Below are 18,215 nucleotides of genomic sequence, written 5' to 3'. Positions count from 1 at the left end.
CCGACCCGCCTCAATAGGCTTCGCAGTTTTCGGCGATGGCCGCCTGCGAGCTGGCGGTGATGCGGTTGTCGGTCACCGCGAAGGTTTCCTGCATCAGCATGTCATTGTCGGGGAAGTCGTAGCAGGCAATCACCGTGGTGACGCCGCCCTCGCTCTTCTCGATGCGATGGCGGATCGCTGCACCCGCAACCGCGCCTTTCCATTCGTCGAGCGCGGCGATGAATTCCTGCTTGCTTTGAACGATGCCGAGGTCTTCGAGCTTGATGCGGACGTCGTCGGCAAGCAGGTCGGCGAGTTCGGTGCGGTCGGCGACCAGCAGCGCCGAATACCAGCGGCTGATGATGGCGCCGTCATCGGCGCGCGCGGCAACGATCGCTATCAGCAATGCGGCGGCGGTGAAAACGGCCGACCGGACGTTCCTCACCGGGCGCGCCGTGCCGTTCATTCCAGCACCGGTCGCTCGAAATCGCCGGTCTCCTTGTTCATCACCCAGAGCTCACCGGTCGAAATGTCGAACCAGGCTCCGTGCAGCGACAACCGCCCCTTGCCCTCGAGAATCGAGACACAGGGAAAGGTCCTGAGGTTGGCGATGGAATAGCGGATCGAGATGCGTTCAAGCGCCGTCTGGCGCTCCGCCGCCGTCATGAAGGTGCTGGAGGAGACGGTTTCGGCGGCAGGCGCGATCAGGCTCATCCATTTGCCGATGAAGTCGCCGGGAGACAGCGGCGCGGCATTGGGGTCGAGCGCGGCGCGGATGCCGCCGCAGCGGCCATGGCCCATGACAACGATGTTCTTGACCTTGAGGCTCTGCACCGCGAATTCGAGCGCCGCCGAGGTCGAATGGAACTCGCCGTCCGGCTCGTAGGGCGGCACCAGATTGCCGACATTGCGCAGCACGAACAGTTCGCCCGGCCCGGCGTCGAAGATCGCTTCGGGGGCCGCGCGGGAGTCGCAACAGGCGACTATCATCGTCTCAGGGGCCTGCCCCTCGCGGGCGAGCTCGCGATAGCGGCCGCTCTCCGTGAGATAGCGGCCGTTCATAAAATTGCGATAGCCGGCGAGGAGGTGATCGGGAAGATGAGGCATGGGCGGCTAAGGCCTTTCCGGGGTTGGAGGCGGCAGCTCGTTGCGGTCGAGAAAGGCTCTAACGGCAAAAGCCCGTTGCGAGCAATGCAGAATTGTGGGGGCTGGCTACAAATGCCATGCGTATAAGCGGTGCGTCCGCCGACACTGTCATGCCCAGATGGCGACCGGTATGCCAAAACCGTCAGCGAGTGGCGGGTTGGGAAATGGCTTCGCGCTGCCGCTGGCGATGCGGCCGGCAATCAGCATCATGACCGCCGCATCGAGGAAATCGTCGGCGGCCGCGCCACGCGGCGGTGGCTGGTCGAGGAAGTCCATGGCATAGCCGTGCCGGCACAGCAGCGCCTTGCGTTCCGCCATGCCGGCTGGATTGACGCTGCCCTTGATCTTCTTCGGCAGCTGCATTGCCTGGTCGCCATTCAGGCGGCAGAAGGCGACTTCAGGATGCGATTCGAAGACGCGGCCGCGCAGATCGGGCCGCGCGATCAGCAGGGCGTCGATCTCGCGGATCTTCGAAAAGATGCCGAAGGCCTGGATGGAAACGCCGCGCGGCGGGTCGGATGTGGCCCTTGCCACCTCGCTTGCCCTGCCATGCGCGGCATACCAGGCTTCGATTGTGGTGAAGTCGCTGATGTCGGAATAGAGCGCGGCGCGGGACGGGATCGAAAACACGCTGGACTGGCGCGCGCCGAGCAGCGGCCTGACCAGCGCCTCCGGTCCGCGGCCGCCCTTGCTGGAGAATTCGGGCAGGCCGATCGGCATGTCGACCGCGACAACCGCATCGTCGGGACTGGCCGCAAGCAGCGCCGCGAAACTGGCGAAAATCTCGACAGAGGGTGCTGAACCGGGGCTACGAGGTGTGGAACCGAGTTCGCGCCGCACGGCGATCCAGCCGGCCTTGCAGCCATCGGCGCCGACGAGCACCACCCCGGCCGAGGTCACGCCCGGCGGTCCCGCCCCGGATGCGTGAGGTGGCGCAACTGCACCATGGCCATCGGGTGCGACAGGCTCTGCGCATCGGTTTCGAGCTGCAGCTCGTCGCCGCCGCGTTTTGCCGTACGCGCCAGGATCTCGTAAACCGCCGCCGTGGTCGATTGCAGCGCCTTGATCGGCGGCTGGCCGGAAAGGATGCGGGCGAGGTAGACAGCCGCCGTCAGGTCACCCAGGCCGTTCGGCGGCTTGTCGATCACGCGGTGCTCGGCGAGCAGCGCCTGGGTGCCGTCGAGCAGCAGATTGCCGGTGCCGCCAATCATCATCGACTGCGCCGAGGTGACCAGCATCGTCGACGGCCCGGCGTGGAGTGCTGCCGCGATCACCGATTTCAGATCGGGCAGCGGCGCGCCGGCCATCCATTCCAGTTCGTAGCGGTTGGGCGTGGCGATGTCGGCGATCGGCACCAGGCGGTCGCGCATGGCGGCGGCGGTGGCCTCCGGCACATAGAGGCCGCCGGAATCGCCCATCACCGGATCGCAGATATAGACCGCATCAGGCGTCCTGGCCTTGACCGCGGCGACCAGCGAGGCGACGGCCTCGGCCTGGCCGGCCTCGCCGAGATAGCCCGACAGAACCGCGCCGACCTCGCCCAGCCATGGCGCGCGCTCGAGATCGGCCATAAAAGCCTTGAACTGGTCGAGCGGCGGCACGATGCGCGTCGCCCGCCCATGGCCGGGATGCCAGGGCAGGATGACCGTCGGCACGGCCCAGACCGGAAAGCCCAGGGTCTCCAAGGCAAAGACGGCGGCACGGTTGCCGACCGAGCCACGGGCGACATGGCTGGAGATGACGATGACCGCACGCGGCGCGTCGGGTTTTTCGGCGCTCATTGTTTTTTGATTCCTAGCTGCCCCGGGTGAGGAAAAGCACGAGCCAGACCATCAGGCCCAGCGCCAGAAGCAGGCCGAGTATCCTGCCAATGCGCGTGCCCCAGACCTCGATCGGGTCGGTGCGGTCGGCATCGGCGGCGGCGACATGGTCGCGCACGCCTTTCGTCGTCCGCGCCACGAAGGAGGCGCCCGCCGGATCGGTCTCCTGCGCGACGCGCTCGAGGATGCGTCGCGATTCCCTGTCGCTGTCCTGGCGTTGCGCCATGATGATGTCCCGTTTTGATCGGACCTTATCGCGTTCGCGCGGCCAATCACAGGGCCTTGCGGCAAGGCAATATTCGCCGTCGCTGGTCCAGGGGCAGGGGCCGTTTTCTTGCGCGCTGATTGTGGTAATGCTTCGCATGCAACTTCTATCGAGGGACCCCATCATGCTCGCCCAGCGCCTTGCTCGACCATCGACATTCCGCACGCTGCCTGCCCTCCTGATGATGGCAATCGTGCTGCCGTTGCTTGCCGGCTGCGGCTACAACACGATCCCGACGGCGGAGGAAAACGCCAAGGCGGCCTGGAGCGAGGTGCTGAACCAGTATCAGCGCCGCGCCGACCTCATCCCCAATCTGGTCGAGACGGTCAAAGGCTATGCCTCGCATGAAAAGGACACGCTGGACGCGGTTGTCGAGGCACGCGCCAAGGCGACACAGATCACGGTGACGCCGGATACGCTGAAGGATCCCGAAGCCCTCAAGAAGTTCCAGGATGCCCAGGCCGGGCTGACCAGCGCGCTGTCGCGGCTGATCGCGGTGTCGGAGGCCTACCCCGACCTGAAGGCCAACCAGAATTTTCTGGCGCTGCAGGCGCAGCTCGAGGGCACCGAGAACCGCATCGCGGTGGCGCGGCGCGACTACATCCAGGCGGTCAGGGATTATAATCTGACGCTGAAAACCTTCCCGTCGGTGCTGTGGGCGACCTTCTGGTTCCGCAGCAACGAGCCCTTCGCCACCTTCACCGTCGACGAAGACAAGATGCAGCCGCCGAAGGTCGATTTCGGCACGAAGCAGGGCGGGTGACGGCCGGGGCCAAAAGTCGTGATCTCGCGGGTCGATGACGGACGGCGTCTGGGTCGCCTTGTCGCTGTTGCGCTCTTCGTCCTGGCGCTTCCGTTCGCGGCCTTCGCCGCGGATCTCCCCGCGCTGACCGGCCGTGTCGTCGACAATGCCGGCATTATCGATGCCGGCACCAGGGCGGCGCTGACACAGAAACTCGCCGATTTCGAGACCAAGGGCTCCGACCAGATCGTCGTCGCCACCATCCCCAGCCTCGGCGGCGAGGAGATCGAGCCCTACGCCAACCGGCTGTTCCGCTTCTGGAAGCTCGGTCAGGCCAAGGAGAACAACGGCGTGCTGCTGCTGGTTGCGCCGAACGACCGCAAGATGCGTATCGAGGTCGGCTACGGGCTGGAAGGCACGCTGACGGACCTGCACACCAAGCTGATCATCGAAAACGACATGGTGCCGGCGTTCCGCGCCGGCGATTTCTCCGGCGGCATTTCCAAGGCCGTCGACGACATGGTCATGGTGCTTGAAGGCAATCCGGAGGAACTGGAAGCGCGCGGCAAGCGCAACCAACAGGCGCCGTTCAATTCCGACGACCTGTTCTTCGCCATTTTCATCGGCATATGGGCGATCATCTTCTTCGGCAGCATCGCTGCCTCCATCCTGCCGCCGATCTTCGGCAAGAAGCTTGGACCCGGCCGCTATCGCTGGCTCGGCATGACCTTCGAGCCCGGCCGGCGCTCCTCAAGTGGCGGCTGGTCCTCCGGCAGTTCCGGCGGCGGCTGGTCTTCGGGCGGTGGTGGCTTTTCCGGCGGCGGCGGCTCGTCCGGCGGCGGCGGCTCCTCGGGAAGCTGGTGACGGCATGACGACACGCCGCCTGCCGAGGCCCTGCCGTTTCAACCCGACGATCCACGTTGTCCTGGCCGTTCTGGCGCTGCTTTTGTCCGGCTTGGCGGCCTTCGCGGACCTGCCGGCGCTCACCGGCCGCGTCGTCGACGATGCCGGCATCATCGATGCCGGCACCAGGGCGGCGCTGACGCAGAAGCTCGCGGATTTCGAGAAAAAGGGCTCCGACCAGATCGTCGTCGCCACCATCCCCAGCCTCGGCGGCGAGGAGATCGAGCCCTACGCCAACCGGCTGTTCCGCTTCTGGAAGCTTGGTCAGGCCGGCGAGAACAACGGCGTGCTTCTGCTGGTCGCCAAGAACGACCACAAGATGCGCATCGAGGTCGGCTATGGGCTGGAAGGCACGCTGACCGACCTGCACACCAAACTGATCATCGAAAACGACATGGTGCCGGCGTTCCGCGCCGGCGATTTCTCCGGCGGCATCTCCAAGGCCGTCGACGACATGGTCATGGTGCTGGAAGGCAATCCTGAGGAGCTGGAGGCACGTGGCAAGCGCAATCCCGCCGACAGCAGCACCCCCATCGACCCGATCGTCACGGTGTTCCTGATCCTGTGGGCGACGATGTTCTTCGGCGGCCTGGCCATGGCGTTCCTGCCGCCGATGTTCGGCACCAAGCTGTCGCCGGGCGTGTATAGATGGCTGGGCATGACGTTTCGTTACGGCAAGGGGCCAAGCGGATCCTCGGGCGGCAGTGGCTGGACGACGGGTTCGTCGGGCGGCGGCTGGTCGTCGGGAAGCTCCAGCAGTGGCTGGTCGTCCGGGTCGAGCAGCAGCGGCGGCGGGTTTTCGGGCGGTGGCGGCTCGTCCGGTGGTGGCGGTTCTTCAGGAAGCTGGTGAGACAATGGCAACACGACCGATCAGCCCGCAGGATCATGAGCGCATCGCCGATGCGATCCGTGCCGCCGAGACCAAAACCGACGGCGAAATCTACTGCGTCGTCGCCCATGCCAGTGACGGCTATTTCGCTCCCGCCGCCTTGATGGCGACGCTGGGCATGCTGGTTGTCAGCCTCGCCGTCGCCTATGGGCTGGAGGCGTGGTGGCTCACCATCCGCCTGCCGCATTTCGTCATAGCCCAATTGCTGGCGCTGGCCTGCGTGCTGGCCCTGTTGTGGGCGGTTCCCGGGCTGCGCATCCATATGGTGCCACGGCGGCTGCGCTATCAGGCCGCGCACGCCAATGCGATCAAGCAGTTCCTCGCCCGCAACGTCCACCGCACCACGGCGCGCACCGGCGTGCTGATCTTCGTCTCGATCGCCGAGCGCTATGCCGAGGTAGTCGCCGATTCGGGCATCGACGCCAAGGTCGGCCAGCATGTCTGGGATGGCGTGGTGCGGGACCTGACGGCGCACGCCGGCGACGACCGACTTGCCGACGGCTTCGTCAAGGCGATCGAGCAGGTGGGGTCGGTGCTGGCCGAGCATTTCCCGGTCACCTCAGGCGATACCAACGAGCTGGACGACCATCTGGTCGAAATCTGAAAAGCCTGTCTGCAAACGCTACTCAGCCGAGACGTCTGACGCGGCTTTCTGCGCTTCCCCGTTCTACTGCGTCGCAGTAGAACTGAGTTCACGGACCTGAAAGTCCGCTGCGCTTCGGTTCTGGAAAGCCACGCCATCCGTCTCGGCTGACCGCGTTTTCAGACAGGCTCTTTGGCCAATGTCACCAATGTCAGGATCGGCTGTGAGAAAGAAGTCGGCGGGCCGCGCGGACTCTTGCAATCGGCCGATGCGGGTTTATGGTTAACAAATCATGAATACGCTGACGATCGACATCCGGAAAGCCGACCCGCGCGACGCAGGCGCCATCGCCGAAGTGCACCTGGAAGCCTGGCGCGGCGCCTATTCCGGCATCATTCCGCACCGTACGCTGACGTCGATGATCAACCGCCGCGGCGCCGACTGGTGGGCGAATGCGATTCGCCGCGCCGCCACCGTGCTGGTCGTCGAGATCGGCGGCACCATTGCCGGCTATGCGACGATCGGCAAGAACCGCGCCCGGGAACTCAAGCAGCAGGGCGAAATCTACGAATTGTACCTGCGCCCGGAATATCAGGGCATCGGCCTCGGCCGGAGGCTGTTTTCGGCGGCCAGGGCGCGCCTCGCCGACCACGGCCTGAAAGGCATGGTGGTGTGGGCGCTGGAAGACAACCAGAACGCGCTGGCCTTCTATGCCGGCGCCGGCGGCCGCGATGTCGCCGAGGGTGTCGAGATCTTCGAGCAGAAAGCGCTGAAGAAGGTCGCCTTCGTCTGGGAATGACCGCCCAGGGATGATCGCGGGAAGCAAAGCCGGTACGCCGTGCGTATCCCCGTGAAATCACGACGCTGAAACATCTTGTGCCGATGATTGAACGCGTTGGGCGCCATCGCGTCTCAGCTGATGTCCGCGAACACGATTCGCCGCATTGCGCCATTCTGCGCCGCCCGCTATCTCCTCCCCAACCGAGAGAGGGACAAAGCCATGCGCATCGAAGCCATTGCCACCGGAAAGAATCCACCTGAAGACGTCAACGTCATCATCGAAGTGCCGATCGGCGGCGAGCCGATCAAGTATGAGATGGACAAGGAGGCCGGCACGCTGTTCGTCGACCGCTTCCTGCACACCTCGATGCGCTACCCCGGCAATTACGGCTTCGTGCCGCACACGCTGTCGGGCGACGGCGATCCGATCGACGTGCTGGTCTGCAACACGCGCGCGCTGGTCCCGGGCTGCGTCATCAATGTCAGGCCGATCGGCGTGCTGGTGATGGAGGATAATGCCGGCCAGGACGAGAAGGTCATCGCCGTGCCGTCGCCCAAGCTGACGCTGCGCTACGAGAACGTCACCGAATACACGCATCTGCCCGAGATCACGCGCCAGCAGGTGCAGCACTTCTTCGAGCACTACAAGGATCTCGAGCCCGGCAAATGGGTCAAGATCGAGGGCTGGCACGATTCCAAATATGCCAAGAAGATGATCGTCGACGCGATCGAGCGGGCGAAGAAGGGCAAGTAGTCCGAGCGGTCAGTTATCCACCCGGCCGAAAGCCGGCACATTGCCGATGACGGTGTGCCGGTCCTTGCCGCAGGCGAAGGTACGGGCCTTCTCGTCGGCGAGTTTTCGCGCCTGATCGTTGGCTTGCGGGTTGCCGGTGGCCTGGACAAGGCCGATGGTGCAGCTTTCCCGCGCGTCCATCTGGCCGACCTTGGCGACAAGCAGCACGTCGGTCGGCTTGTCCTGATCCTCGGCACTGCTGATCGTACGACGGTGGATGACCGCGAAGGGCACGGCCTTGTCGCCATTGGTTTCGATGCGCCATTCAACCTTGGCCGCGGACGAATTGAAGCCTGAAAAACTCTCCCAGACGGACGTCATGTCGCCGCCAGGCGGAAAACCGTAGAACAGCGATTCACGGGCGTCGTCATAGGCGATGAGCACGGGATAGCCGCGATAACCCGAACAGGCAAGATCGGCCCAGTCGCCATCGCCTTCTGCGGCCTGCGCATAGGTCACGCAATCCTTCTTCGAATCGAGGTCGGTATAGGCGCTGGATATGTCACCGGCACGCGCCACCTGACACAGGCCGGCAAGCGCAAGCGGGATCAGAATGGCACGCATAACGACAATCTCCGGTTCGGGCCGGAGCAACGTATCGCCAAACGCTATTTCTTCAAGCTCGCTTCGATCAGCAGATCGGCGTTCGTCGCCACCGACTGCGCGGGACCACCGAGGCCGAACAGCTGGCCGCTGATATAGGCGCCTTCGATCAAAAGCAGCAGCCCGTCACCCAGCGTGTCGGCGTCTTGCGCCCCCATCGCGGCGGCCATGGCGCGCAGCCGGCGGCGCAGTTCCTGCTTGTTGGCCTCGCTCACCACGCGGGCCGGATGGCTGTGGTCGGGATACTCGACCGCCGCGTTGGTCATGCCGCAGCCGCGATAGTCCGCCACTTGCGTGCGCTTGCCGATGCGGGTCAGGAAAGCCTTGATCTGCGCGCGCGGGTCGCCGGGATGGGCTTTGACCGCCTCGTCGAAACGCTCCCAATATTCAAGATCGTACTGCCGAAGATAGGAAGCGGCCAACTCGTCCTTGGAAGGGAAGCTGCGATAGAGGCTGGGCTTGGTGACGCCGGCGCGTTTAACGATCTCGTCGACGCCGATTGCCCTGATGCCGCGCCGGTAAAAAAGGTCATACGCCACGTCGAGGATCTTCTTGGCGGCCTTAGGCGGCGCCGATGCATGATCGTCGCTAATGGTCAGTTCAATATTTTTGTCGGTTGGCATCATGGGACTCGATTGACAATGTTACCGATCGGTACGTATACATACTCCCATCTTTGCAACGTACCGGTCAGTAACATGATAGCTCAATCCCGTCCGTTTGGCCAGCGCTACGCTTTCGTGGTGGTCGGTGTCATCTTCCTTTGTCTTCTGATCGCAGCCGGGCTGCGCTCGGCGCCCGCCGTCATGATGCTGCCGCTGGAAAACAGCTTTGGCTGGCGTCGCGACGTCATCTCGCTGGCCGCCGGCGTCGGCATCCTGCTCTATGGTCTGACGGGCCCGTTCGCCGCCGCGCTGATGGAGCGGATCGGGCTGCGCCGCACGCTGATCGCTTCGCTGCTGGTGATGTCGGGTTCGACCGCGCTCAGCCTGCTGATGACCAAGCCCTGGCATCTGTTCATCACCTGGGGCGTCTTCTCGGGCATCGGCTCCGGCGCCGTTGCCAGCGTGCTGGGCGCCACCATCGTCAACCGCTGGTTCAAGACCAATCGCGGCCTGGTCATGGGATTGATGTCGGCCTCCAGCGCCACCGGCCTGCTGGTGTTCCTGCCGCTGCTCGCCTCGCTGGCGCAATCGGGCGGCTGGAAGCCGGTCGCCGTCGCCGTCGCGGTCGCCACGGCCTGCCTGCTGCCGCTGGTCTGGCTGCTGGTGCCGGAACGCCCGGCCTCGATCGGCATGGTGCGCTATGGCGCCGAGGCCGACGACGTGCCGCCGGTGCCCCCGGCATCGCAGGGCAATTTCCTGGCGCATACGCTGAACACGCTGCGCCGCGCCGCCGGTACTCGCGTCTTCTGGTACCTGTTCGCCACCTTCTTCGTCTGCGGTTTCACCACCAACGGGCTGGTTGGCACGCATTTGATCGCCTTCTGCGGCGACATGGGCATCGGCGAGGTGCAGGCCGCCGGGCTGTTGTCGATGATGGGCATTTTCGACCTGATCGGCACGACGCTGTCGGGCTGGCTCACCGACCGTTTCGATCCGCGCAAGCTGCTCGGCGTCTACTACGCCATCCGTGGCCTGTCGCTGATCTACCTGCCTTATTCCGGCTTCTCGGCGACCAGCCTGATCATCTTCGCCGTGCTCTACGGCCTCGACTGGATCGCCACCGTGCCGCCGACGCTGCGGCTCGCCAACGAGGCGTTCGGCGACCGCAGCGGCCCGATCGTGTTCGGCTGGATCGTCGCCGGCCATCAGGTTGGCGCCGCCACGGCCGCTGCCTTCGGCGGCACCATGCGCGAGCTGCAGGGCAATTACGAACTGGCCTTCCTGATCGCCGGCATGACGGCCATCGCGGCGGCCTGTATCTCGCTGCTGATCAACACCAGCCGGCCGGCCTTCGACCCGGAACCGCAGGCCGCTTGAGGCTGCTCTTTCCCTTCTCCCCCAGGGGGAGAAGGAAGAGATCGGCAGCTGTTCACTGTTATCAAAACTTCATGGTTCCGAGATGCGGCTGAAACATTGAGGCCGGACCTTGATGGCCACGTTCAAAGCCATCCAGGAGACAGCCATGAACAAGCTTTCGATGACCCGCCGCGCCTTTGTCACCTCCGCGAGCGCTGCCGGCCTGCTTGGCGCCTCGGGCCTCGCCTTGCCCTACTATTCCCGCGCGAGCCAGCGTCCGGCCTTCACGCATGGTGTCCAGTCCGGCGATGTCGATGCCACCAGCGGCATGGTGTGGACGCGCACGGATCGTCCGGCGCGCGTCATGTTCGAAGTCTCGTCGACGGAAAGCTTCGCCACTGCGACGCGGCTGGCGCCGCTCGATACCTCGCCTGCCAGCGACTACACGGTGAAACGGCTGCTCACCGATCTCGCCGCCGACCAGGACATCTTCTATCGCATGATTGCGGCCGATCTCGCGGACATCAACGCCGTTTCCGAGCCGATCGTCGGCCGCTTCCGCACAGCGCCGGCCTCGAAGCGCGACGTCCGCTTCGCCTGGTCGGGCGACACCGCCGGTCAAGGCTGGGGCATCGACGACACCGGCATGAAGACCTATTCCACGATCGGCAAGCACACGCCCGATTTCTTCCTCCATTCGGGCGACACCATCTATGCCGACGGCGCCATGAAAGACGAGGTCGACCTGCCCGGCGGCGGCAAGTGGAAGAACGTCGTGCTGATCGACGGCAAGCGCAAGGTTGCCGAAACGCTGGACGAATATCGCGACCAGTGGAAGTACAACATGATGGACAGGAATGTGCTGGGCCTCAGCGCAATCTGCCCGACCTTCTACCAGTGGGACGACCATGAGGTGCTGAACAATTGGTCGGACTCCAAGGATCTGACCGCGGACGACCGTTATAAGGAAAAATCCATTCATGTGCTGGCGGCCCGTGCGGCGCGCGCCTTCCATGAGATGACGACGATCCGCTACGAACCGTCAGAACCCGGCCGCGTCTACCGCAAGATTGCCTACGGCCCACTGCTCGACGTGTTCTTCCTCGACATGCGCTCGTATCGCGGCCCGAACGGCCCGGACATGCAGGAGGAGATGACGCCGCAGTCACGCATGCTCGGCGAGCAGCAGACGAAGTGGCTGAAGCGGGAACTGGCCAACTCCAAGGCGACCTGGAAGATCATCGCCGCCGACATGCCGCTTGGCCTCGTGGTCTGGGACAATGCCGCCAAGAAGACCGGCGCCGAAGCCGTCAGCAATGGCGACAACGGCACGCCGAGGGGGCGGGAACTCGAATTCGCCGACCTTTTGCGCTTCATCAAGAATGCCGGCATCACCAACACCGTCTGGCTGACCGCCGACGTGCACTACACGGCCGCGCATTACTACAATCCCGACAAGGCGCAGTTCCAGGATTTCAATCCGTTCTGGGAATTCGTCTCAGGCCCAATCCATGCCGGCACGTTCGGTCCGAACGATTTCGATATGACCTTCGGTCCGGAGCTGAAGTTCATCAAGGCGCCGACCGCCGAACAGGGACAGAATCTGCCGCCATCGGCAGGCCTGCAGTTCTTCGGGCTGGTGGATATCAGCGGCGCGAGCGAACAGATGACCGTGCGGCTGATGGATCGCGACGACAACGAACTCTACAAGGTCACGCTCGATCCGGTGCGATCGGCGTAGACTCTCGCAATCGTCAATCCGGGTAGCAGACCATTGGAATGTTCGGCCACACGGCGCTGTCGCAGTTGGCGCTGACTTGCCTCTGTTTGAAGGCGGTGCTGACCGGTCCCGTCACCATCGGGTCAACGCCATCAGGTGCATCGGCAAAGGCCTGTTCGGCGGTCTGGGTGTCTGACTGCGCAACAGTGCGCGCGCCCTTCTGTGTCGCGGCAGCCGACTGCGCGGCGTTGGCCGCCAGCAGCAAGGCAAAGGCCAACGAAGCGATGAGCGGCCAAAATCGGTTGAGTTTATCGGTCATGACGTTCGAACTGCCCGGGCCCTGAAAGGTTCCCGCCTTGGTTAACAAAATCATCTCACACGCAGATGCTTAAGATTTGATGAGTATTTGGTGTCGCGCTTCCCCTTTCGCAACTGCGAAAAACCCTGTATGAGCCGCGCAACCGAAAGAGGCAGCGCCTTTGGCCTGCTGCCTGCAACGCTTCCGAGACCCAGAACATGAAACTCCGTAATATCGCGATCATCGCGCACGTCGACCATGGAAAGACCACCCTTGTCGACCAGCTTTTGAAGCAGTCCGGCTCCTTCCGTGACAATCAGCGCGTCGCCGAGCGCGCCATGGATTCCAACGACCTGGAAAAGGAGCGCGGCATCACCATCCTGGCCAAGGCGACCTCGGTCGACTGGAAGGACACCCGCATCAACATCGTCGACACACCCGGCCACGCCGATTTCGGCGGCGAGGTCGAGCGCATCCTGTCGATGGTGGATTCGGCCATCGTGCTCGTCGACGCCGCCGAGGGCCCGATGCCGCAGACCAAATTCGTCGTCGGCAAGGCGCTCAAGGTCGGCCTGAAGCCGATCGTCGTCATCAACAAGATCGACCGGCCGGACGCTAGGCATGTCGAGGTGGTCAACGAGGTGTTCGACCTGTTCGCCGCGCTCGACGCCACCGACGAACAGCTCGACTTCCCGATCCTCTACGGTTCTGGCCGCGACGGCTGGGTTTCGGAAAATCCGGAAGGCCCGAAGGACCAGCAGCTTGCGCCGCTGTTCGATCTCATCATCAAGCATGTGCCGGCACCGACCGTCCATCCCGGTCCGTTCCGCATGATCGGCACCATCCTGGAAGCCAATCCCTTCCTCGGCCGCATCATCACCGGCCGTATCGAATCCGGCACGCTGAAGGCCAACCAGGCGGTCAAGGTGCTGCACCATGACGGCACCCAGATCGAAACCGGCCGCATCTCGAAAATCCTGGCTTTCCGCGGCCTCGAGCGCCAGCCGATCGAGGAAGCCCAGGCGGGCGATATCGTCGCCATCGCCGGCCTGTCCAAGGGTACCGTCGCCGACACGTTCTGCGACCTGGCGGTGACCGAGGCGCTGCATGCGCAGCCGATCGATCCGCCGACCGTGACCATGTCCTTCCTCGTCAATGACAGCCCGCTCGCCGGCACCGAAGGCGACAAGGTGACCAGCCGCGTCATCCGCGACCGCCTGCTGCGCGAGGCCGAAGGCAATGTCGCGCTGAAGATCGAGGAGTCGCCCGACAAGGATTCGTTCTTCGTCTCCGGCCGAGGCGAATTGCAGCTCGCCGTGCTGATCGAGACGATGCGCCGCGAAGGCTTTGAAATCGCCGTGTCGCGTCCGCGCGTTGTCATGCAGAAGGGCGAGAACGGCGAATTGCTGGAGCCGGTCGAGGAAGTCGTCATCGACGTCGACGAGGAACATGCCGGCGTGGTCGTGCAGAAGATGTCTGAGCGCAAGGCCGAGATGGTCGAACTGCGTCCTTCCGGCGGCAACCGCCAGCGCATCGTCTTCCACGCACCGACGCGCGGCCTCATCGGCTACCAGTCGGAACTTCTGACCGACACGCGCGGCACCGCCGTGATGAACCGGCTGTTCCATGCCTACGAGCCCTACAAGGGCGAACTGCCCGGCCGCACCAACGGCGTGCTGATCTCCAACGAGCAGGGCGAATCGGTCGCCTACGCCATGTGGAACCTGGAAGATCGCGGCCCGATGGTCATCGATCCGGGCGTCAAGGTCTACCAGGGCATGATCATCGGCATCCACTCCCGCGACAACGACCTCGAAGTGAACGTGCTGAAGGGCAAGAAGCTGACCAACATCCGCGCCGCCGGCAAGGACGAAGCGGTCAAGCTCACCCCGCCGATCCGCATGACGCTGGAACGCGCGCTGGCCTGGATCCAGGACGACGAACTGGTCGAGGTGACGCCGAAGACCATCCGGCTGCGCAAACTCTATCTCGACCCGAACGAGCGCAAGCGTTTCGAGAAGTCGTCCAAGGTGGTCGGCGCGGCATAGTTTTTTCTTCCGACGGTTTCCGAGAGGGGCGGAGCACCAAGTGCTCCGCCCCTCTCTCGTTTACCCGCCGGCAGCACAGATGATCGCTTCGTGATCCGGCTCGCCGGCCAGGTCGATCCGGATCGTCATTCCCTGGCGGGCCGGCTTGCGCAAGGCTTTGGCGCCGTCCGGATCCACGACTAGGAGGCGCCGTTCCGCCAGCGTCTGGAGCCGCGAACGCGAGATGCCGAGTTCGCTGGCGAGCAGACGGTCAAGCCGGAGCGATGTCGGCATTTCCAGCCCGAGCTGGAGCTCCAGGGTCGCCGCGCTTTCGCTGGCGCCGCCCAGCAGCCGCTTGTGCACGGCGACATCGGGAAACTCCTCGACACGCCCCACCTGGTTGCGCAGGGTGGCGATGTCGAAGGCATGGCGCCGCGCCAGTCCCGCGTCGTTGCTTTCGAGCGCCTGCAGCAGGACCGGTTCGATGTCGCGGCGGTTGCAGCGTTCGAAAATGCCGAAATTCCAGGAATTGTCGCAGTCGACGCAGCGATAGATCAACCACACGTCGATGCGCTTGCCGTTGGCGTTGACGCGGAATTTTCCGCTGCAGCGATAGGCCTTCACGCCGCCGCAGCGATTGCAGTTGATCAGCGGTTGAGGTGCGATTTCGGGCGTGATCGCCCAGTGGATGCGCAGAGTGCCGGACATGCCGATAAGCCCTTCCCGTCGGGAAGTTCATCAGGTCGGCACGATCGAGATGCCCATGCGGGCGCGGCGTGGCGGTAGGCTGCGGAGATTTTTGAAGTCAGGTGTCGCCGGCGGAAAGCGCGCGACAGTGGTTCAGCAGTGCCAAACCGGTCTCGAACCGCCGCCCAGAAGAACACGTGAATATAAGACAGGCACCGCGGATGCGGCGCCATGCGAGTGTGTCGGGGGAGTTGACGAGACCGGCGGTTACTGAGGCAAGGTGAAGCTCAAAATTGTTTCGCGGCAGGTCTTCTAGCCGTAGCCAACGAGGACGGCAAGGCAGGCAGTGACTTCCAACGAATGACGGCTTCCGACTTTATTCGGGGAAGATCATTTGGAGACGTCCGGTGGGAAACTACCGTCGGTTCCATCCACTAGCGATCACCGATCTGATGGCGCTGGTGCCCAGGGGAGGAACACTCTCTATGTCTTCAATGGTCCGCAGGACCGAATAGTGATCGATCTTTTCAGCGTAACGCCCTGGTTCAATTCCAAATCCGTAGAATAAAGTAAATATATGATTCTTTGTGTGGTAGTCGTCTTCATCGAATGTCACGATAAAAAGGCTGTTGTTTTTCTTCGACCAAGCCGCGTAGCCCCCAAGGTAAGTTTTCAACCAGGAATCCGCCGCCTCTATTGTGCCATCATGCATGTCATTTTCGAGATTGGGGATTACGAAACTAACGGATGGTAGCTTCGCATAGTCGCGAGGGAATTGCGCCAAAGGCTTCTCAAATCCCTTTGCGTCCGCAAACGATTCCCAGGGATTGTGTTTTCGCGGCGATCTGGCTTCGACGTAGCCAGCGAACGTCTTGCCGTGAGCTCGAAGACGAGCAGCCAGGTTCGGCGCTGCAAAACTATGCATGCCATCGTCATGGACGCCTTGTGTCAAGCCGGTGAACAGGGCGAAGTAATTGGGTTGGCTGGGGTGAGCAACCCCGTAGGATCGATCGAACAGCGCACCGCCTCTTGCCAGCCTGTTCAAATAGGGAGCAGTGCGTCTCGCAAGAGAAATCTGCTCAAAGGTGTGGTTCTCCATGATCACGACAACGACGTGATCATATTTCGGCGGCTTCCTCGACGAGGCTACAGCCTGGGGCGCTCCGGTCAGCACCATGATGGCTGCCAGGACAGCTGGCATGGAGAACCGTCGAAGGACAGCGCGCCAACTTTGCACAATCACGAAAACGCCTCCTCCCGCCTGCTCGGCAAGATCAACCTGACTGCAAGCCACCGATGTTGCAAGCGGCGATATCGATCGGATATCGTCCGCCCTTCAACCGCTTGGAAGGCAATGCCATGCATCTCACCTCGCTCCTGATCTTCGCCGCCGCCTTGTTCGTCGCCGCCGGCTCGCCCGGTCCGTCGATCGCGGCGCTGGTCGCACGCGTCATCGCGAAAGGCTTTCGCGACGTGTTCCCGTTCCTGCTCGCCATGTGGATCGGCGAGGGCATCTGGCTGTCGCTGGCGGTGTTCGGACTGGCCGTGGTGGCGCAGACCTTTCACTTCGCCTTTGTCGTGGTGAAGTGGGTGGGTGTCGCCTATCTCGCTTACCTCGCCTGGAAGATGTGGACGGCGCCTGTCGATGCCAAAGAGGGCGAGATGCCGCGTGAGGATTCGCCGGCGAAGCTGTTCTTCGCCGGTATGACGGTGACGCTCGGCAACCCCAAGATCATGATGTTCTATCTGGCGCTGCTGCCGACCATCATCGATCTTGCCTCGGTCAGCATTGTCGGCTGGGTCGAGCTGACGGCGACCATGGCGGTGGTTTTGATCGCCATCGATCTCGCATGGGTGCTCGCCGCCGCCCAGGCGCGCAAGCTCTTGAAGAGCAAGCGCGCCATGAAGATCGCCAACCGCGTCAGCGCCACCACGATGGCCGGTGCCGCCGCGGCGATCGCGGCGCGGTCTTGAGCATGATCCTGGAGGCGAGGCGTCAGGCCACCATATTGATGATCGGTGCGATCTCGACGTTGCAGTTCGGCATGGCAAGCATCGGGCAGCCTTTGGCCTTCTCGGCGGCATCGTCGATGTCCCTGGCCTCGATGATCGAGTAGCCGCCGGTCGGGTTGCTGCCGCCGTTGTTTTCTATCTTGCCGCCAGGCAGGACGGTCTTCGACATGCCAACTGGATTGCCTGGATCGACAACGGCCGAGCCAAGCTTTCCAAACCAGCCTGTCCAGGCGTCGGTCATCGCCTTTCGCTCGGCTTCGCTCGTCGGCATCTTTCCGGAGCCGTGATAGACATAGAGAAACTTCGCCATGTTCTCCTCCCGTTATGAGCGGCATTGAACCGGCATGCGGTCATGCCGCCTGCCGATCATCGGACCAAACCGGCAAACACGCAACGGAAATGAGGGGTGGCTAATATAAGGCGAGGTCCCCTGCCGAGCCTCAACGCGCCATGGCATGATATTCGTCGTTCGGCCGCATGTCGATTGCCGCGGCCACCCGGTTCGACATGTTGAAGAAGGCCGCTGTCGAGGCGATGTCCCAGATGTCGCGGTCGCTGAAGCCGGCCTTGCGCAGGGCCGCCCGGTCGGCCTCGACGATCTTGGCCGGCTCCTCGGTCAGCTTGACGGCGAATTCGAGCATCGCGGTCTGCCTCGGCGAAAGATCGGCGGCGCGGAAATTCATCACCAGCATCTCGCCGAGCGCCGGGTCGCCCGACAGCTGGCGCACCGCGGCGCCATGCGCGGTCAGGCAGTAGTAGCAATGGTTGATGGAGGAGACTGCAACGGCGATCATCTCCCGGTCCAGCTTCGACAGGCCGGACTCGCCCAGCATCAGATCGTTGTAGATGTCGGTGAAGGCGCGCAGTTTCTTGTCGTCGAAGGCATAGGCCTTGAGCACGTTGGGAACCAGGCCGAGCTTCTCCTCGCATTTGGCGAAATAGGCCTTTGTCGGCTCGCTCAGCTCTCCCGAGGCCAGATCAAGCGCTGAAATTTTGCCGGTCATGG

22 protein-coding genes are annotated in these 18,215 nt (G+C 63.5%); 10 read left to right on the top strand and 12 right to left on the bottom strand.

Features of this window, described 5'->3' with window-relative positions:
• Positions 1 to 10: 10 nt before the first annotated feature.
• The 5 genes from MAFF_RS17200 to MAFF_RS17180 all read right to left on the bottom strand — a co-directional run bounded on the left by MAFF_RS17200 (position 11) and on the right by MAFF_RS17180 (position 3,171).
• On the bottom strand, positions 11 to 445 hold the full coding sequence (locus tag MAFF_RS17200; RefSeq protein ID WP_010912208.1) for a hypothetical protein: 435 nt from the start codon (positions 443 to 445) through the stop codon (positions 11 to 13).
• Entirely contained in the window at positions 442 to 1,086 is a 645-nt protein-coding gene (locus tag MAFF_RS17195) for a carbonic anhydrase (protein WP_010912207.1), read from the bottom strand. Before MAFF_RS17195 ends, MAFF_RS17200 begins: the two co-directional genes overlap by 4 nt.
• A 147-nt stretch (positions 1,087 to 1,233) precedes the next feature.
• The gene (locus tag MAFF_RS17190) at positions 1,234 to 2,025 is read right to left on the bottom strand and encodes a DUF429 domain-containing protein (protein ID WP_010912206.1); all 792 of its coding nucleotides are present in this window, start codon (positions 2,023 to 2,025) and stop codon (positions 1,234 to 1,236) included.
• Positions 2,022 to 2,906, bottom strand: coding sequence for a pyridoxal kinase PdxY (pdxY, locus tag MAFF_RS17185; RefSeq protein ID WP_010912205.1), 885 nt, complete (start codon positions 2,904 to 2,906; stop codon positions 2,022 to 2,024). The genes MAFF_RS17190 and pdxY overlap by 4 nt, the downstream gene beginning before the upstream one ends.
• A 13-nt stretch (positions 2,907 to 2,919) precedes the next feature.
• The gene (locus MAFF_RS17180; RefSeq protein WP_010912204.1) at positions 2,920 to 3,171 is read right to left on the bottom strand and encodes a hypothetical protein; all 252 of its coding nucleotides are present in this window, start codon (positions 3,169 to 3,171) and stop codon (positions 2,920 to 2,922) included.
• Positions 3,172 to 3,334: 163 nt separating this feature from the next.
• Here MAFF_RS17180 and MAFF_RS17175 point away from each other — a divergent pair, with 163 nt between their 5' ends.
• The 6 genes from MAFF_RS17175 to ppa all read left to right on the top strand — a co-directional run bounded on the left by MAFF_RS17175 (position 3,335) and on the right by ppa (position 7,861).
• The gene (locus MAFF_RS17175; protein WP_010912203.1) at positions 3,335 to 3,973 is read left to right on the top strand and encodes a LemA family protein; all 639 of its coding nucleotides are present in this window, start codon (positions 3,335 to 3,337) and stop codon (positions 3,971 to 3,973) included.
• 48 nt (positions 3,974 to 4,021) lie between these two features.
• Positions 4,022 to 4,816: a TPM domain-containing protein gene (locus tag MAFF_RS17170; protein ID WP_032933862.1), complete on the top strand. Its 795-nt coding sequence runs from the start codon at positions 4,022 to 4,024 to the stop codon at positions 4,814 to 4,816.
• Positions 4,817 to 4,820: 4 nt separating this feature from the next.
• Positions 4,821 to 5,705, top strand: coding sequence for a TPM domain-containing protein (locus tag MAFF_RS17165; RefSeq protein WP_010912201.1), 885 nt, complete (start codon positions 4,821 to 4,823; stop codon positions 5,703 to 5,705).
• Positions 5,706 to 5,709: 4 nt separating this feature from the next.
• Complete coding sequence (locus tag MAFF_RS17160) at positions 5,710 to 6,348, top strand: TPM domain-containing protein (protein WP_032932161.1); 639 nt, start codon at positions 5,710 to 5,712, stop codon at positions 6,346 to 6,348.
• 271 nt (positions 6,349 to 6,619) lie between these two features.
• Complete coding sequence (locus MAFF_RS17155; protein ID WP_010912199.1) at positions 6,620 to 7,126, top strand: GNAT family N-acetyltransferase; 507 nt, start codon at positions 6,620 to 6,622, stop codon at positions 7,124 to 7,126.
• Positions 7,127 to 7,327: 201 nt separating this feature from the next.
• Positions 7,328 to 7,861 carry an inorganic diphosphatase gene (ppa, locus tag MAFF_RS17150; RefSeq protein WP_010912198.1) on the top strand — a complete coding sequence of 178 codons (534 nt, stop codon included), beginning with the start codon at positions 7,328 to 7,330 and terminating at the stop codon, positions 7,859 to 7,861.
• Between the two features lie 9 nt (positions 7,862 to 7,870).
• Here ppa and MAFF_RS17145 read toward each other — a convergent pair whose 3' ends face one another.
• Together MAFF_RS17145 and MAFF_RS17140 are read right to left on the bottom strand one after the other, a co-directional pair.
• Positions 7,871 to 8,464, bottom strand: a complete 594-nt coding sequence (locus tag MAFF_RS17145) for a hypothetical protein (protein WP_010912197.1) — start codon at positions 8,462 to 8,464, stop codon at positions 7,871 to 7,873.
• Between the two features lie 44 nt (positions 8,465 to 8,508).
• Positions 8,509 to 9,126 carry a TetR/AcrR family transcriptional regulator gene (locus MAFF_RS17140; protein ID WP_010912196.1) on the bottom strand — a complete coding sequence of 206 codons (618 nt, stop codon included), beginning with the start codon at positions 9,124 to 9,126 and terminating at the stop codon, positions 8,509 to 8,511.
• Between the two features lie 75 nt (positions 9,127 to 9,201).
• On the opposite strand from MAFF_RS17140, the gene MAFF_RS17135 reads away from it, so the two are divergent.
• Positions 9,202 to 10,485, top strand: coding sequence for an MFS transporter (locus tag MAFF_RS17135; RefSeq protein ID WP_044548414.1), 1,284 nt, complete (start codon positions 9,202 to 9,204; stop codon positions 10,483 to 10,485).
• A gap of 145 nt (positions 10,486 to 10,630) precedes the next feature.
• The gene (locus MAFF_RS17130) at positions 10,631 to 12,205 is read left to right on the top strand and encodes an alkaline phosphatase D family protein (RefSeq protein WP_010912194.1); all 1,575 of its coding nucleotides are present in this window, start codon (positions 10,631 to 10,633) and stop codon (positions 12,203 to 12,205) included.
• 13 nt (positions 12,206 to 12,218) lie between these two features.
• Here the strand turns inward: MAFF_RS17130 and MAFF_RS17125 are convergent, their stop codons facing one another.
• Positions 12,219 to 12,557, bottom strand: a complete 339-nt coding sequence (locus MAFF_RS17125; protein ID WP_010912193.1) for a hypothetical protein — start codon at positions 12,555 to 12,557, stop codon at positions 12,219 to 12,221.
• 143 nt (positions 12,558 to 12,700) lie between these two features.
• Between MAFF_RS17125 and typA the strand changes: the two genes are divergently transcribed.
• Positions 12,701 to 14,530: a translational GTPase TypA gene (typA, locus tag MAFF_RS17120; protein ID WP_010912191.1), complete on the top strand. Its 1,830-nt coding sequence runs from the start codon at positions 12,701 to 12,703 to the stop codon at positions 14,528 to 14,530.
• A gap of 60 nt (positions 14,531 to 14,590) precedes the next feature.
• Here typA and MAFF_RS17115 read toward each other — a convergent pair whose 3' ends face one another.
• Together MAFF_RS17115 and MAFF_RS17110 are read right to left on the bottom strand one after the other, a co-directional pair.
• On the bottom strand, positions 14,591 to 15,217 hold the full coding sequence (locus MAFF_RS17115; protein ID WP_010912190.1) for a DUF1062 domain-containing protein: 627 nt from the start codon (positions 15,215 to 15,217) through the stop codon (positions 14,591 to 14,593).
• A gap of 394 nt (positions 15,218 to 15,611) precedes the next feature.
• Positions 15,612 to 16,439, bottom strand: a complete 828-nt coding sequence (locus tag MAFF_RS17110; protein WP_244420803.1) for an alkaline phosphatase family protein — start codon at positions 16,437 to 16,439, stop codon at positions 15,612 to 15,614.
• A gap of 116 nt (positions 16,440 to 16,555) precedes the next feature.
• Between MAFF_RS17110 and MAFF_RS17105 the strand changes: the two genes are divergently transcribed.
• Positions 16,556 to 17,170: a LysE family translocator gene (locus MAFF_RS17105; RefSeq protein WP_010912188.1), complete on the top strand. Its 615-nt coding sequence runs from the start codon at positions 16,556 to 16,558 to the stop codon at positions 17,168 to 17,170.
• 22 nt (positions 17,171 to 17,192) lie between these two features.
• Here MAFF_RS17105 and MAFF_RS17100 read toward each other — a convergent pair whose 3' ends face one another.
• Positions 17,193 to 17,519, bottom strand: a complete 327-nt coding sequence (locus MAFF_RS17100; protein WP_010912187.1) for a YciI family protein — start codon at positions 17,517 to 17,519, stop codon at positions 17,193 to 17,195.
• A gap of 130 nt (positions 17,520 to 17,649) precedes the next feature.
• The gene (locus tag MAFF_RS17095; RefSeq protein WP_010912186.1) at positions 17,650 to 18,213 is read right to left on the bottom strand and encodes a peroxidase-related enzyme; all 564 of its coding nucleotides are present in this window, start codon (positions 18,211 to 18,213) and stop codon (positions 17,650 to 17,652) included.
• Positions 18,214 to 18,215: the final 2 nt, after the last annotated feature.

Source organism: Mesorhizobium japonicum MAFF 303099 (genome assembly GCF_000009625.1).
GTDB classification, from domain to species: domain Bacteria; phylum Pseudomonadota; class Alphaproteobacteria; order Rhizobiales; family Rhizobiaceae; genus Mesorhizobium; species Mesorhizobium japonicum.
Note: the sequence above shows the minus strand (reverse complement) of the source record. Positions and strands in the feature narration are given on the sequence as shown.

Coding starts and splice junctions, on each gene's coding strand:
- MAFF_RS17200 (WP_010912208.1), bottom strand. CDS start 445: ATGAACGGCACGGCGCGCCCGGTGAGGAACGTCCGGTCGGCCGTTTTC.
- MAFF_RS17195 (WP_010912207.1), bottom strand. CDS start 1,086: ATGCCTCATCTTCCCGATCACCTCCTCGCCGGCTATCGCAATTTTATG.
- pdxY (WP_010912205.1), bottom strand. CDS start 2,906: ATGAGCGCCGAAAAACCCGACGCGCCGCGTGCGGTCATCGTCATCTCC.
- MAFF_RS17180 (WP_010912204.1), bottom strand. CDS start 3,171: ATGGCGCAACGCCAGGACAGCGACAGGGAATCGCGACGCATCCTCGAG.
- MAFF_RS17175 (WP_010912203.1), top strand. CDS start 3,335: ATGCTCGCCCAGCGCCTTGCTCGACCATCGACATTCCGCACGCTGCCT.
- MAFF_RS17165 (WP_010912201.1), top strand. CDS start 4,821: ATGACGACACGCCGCCTGCCGAGGCCCTGCCGTTTCAACCCGACGATC.
- MAFF_RS17160 (WP_032932161.1), top strand. CDS start 5,710: ATGGCAACACGACCGATCAGCCCGCAGGATCATGAGCGCATCGCCGAT.
- MAFF_RS17155 (WP_010912199.1), top strand. CDS start 6,620: ATGAATACGCTGACGATCGACATCCGGAAAGCCGACCCGCGCGACGCA.
- ppa (WP_010912198.1), top strand. CDS start 7,328: ATGCGCATCGAAGCCATTGCCACCGGAAAGAATCCACCTGAAGACGTC.
- MAFF_RS17145 (WP_010912197.1), bottom strand. CDS start 8,464: ATGCGTGCCATTCTGATCCCGCTTGCGCTTGCCGGCCTGTGTCAGGTG.
- MAFF_RS17140 (WP_010912196.1), bottom strand. CDS start 9,126: ATGCCAACCGACAAAAATATTGAACTGACCATTAGCGACGATCATGCA.
- MAFF_RS17135 (WP_044548414.1), top strand. CDS start 9,202: ATGATAGCTCAATCCCGTCCGTTTGGCCAGCGCTACGCTTTCGTGGTG.
- MAFF_RS17130 (WP_010912194.1), top strand. CDS start 10,631: ATGAACAAGCTTTCGATGACCCGCCGCGCCTTTGTCACCTCCGCGAGC.
- MAFF_RS17125 (WP_010912193.1), bottom strand. CDS start 12,557: ATGATTTTGTTAACCAAGGCGGGAACCTTTCAGGGCCCGGGCAGTTCG.
- typA (WP_010912191.1), top strand. CDS start 12,701: ATGAAACTCCGTAATATCGCGATCATCGCGCACGTCGACCATGGAAAG.
- MAFF_RS17115 (WP_010912190.1), bottom strand. CDS start 15,217: ATGTCCGGCACTCTGCGCATCCACTGGGCGATCACGCCCGAAATCGCA.
- MAFF_RS17105 (WP_010912188.1), top strand. CDS start 16,556: ATGCATCTCACCTCGCTCCTGATCTTCGCCGCCGCCTTGTTCGTCGCC.
- MAFF_RS17100 (WP_010912187.1), bottom strand. CDS start 17,519: ATGGCGAAGTTTCTCTATGTCTATCACGGCTCCGGAAAGATGCCGACG.
- MAFF_RS17095 (WP_010912186.1), bottom strand. CDS start 18,213: ATGACCGGCAAAATTTCAGCGCTTGATCTGGCCTCGGGAGAGCTGAGC.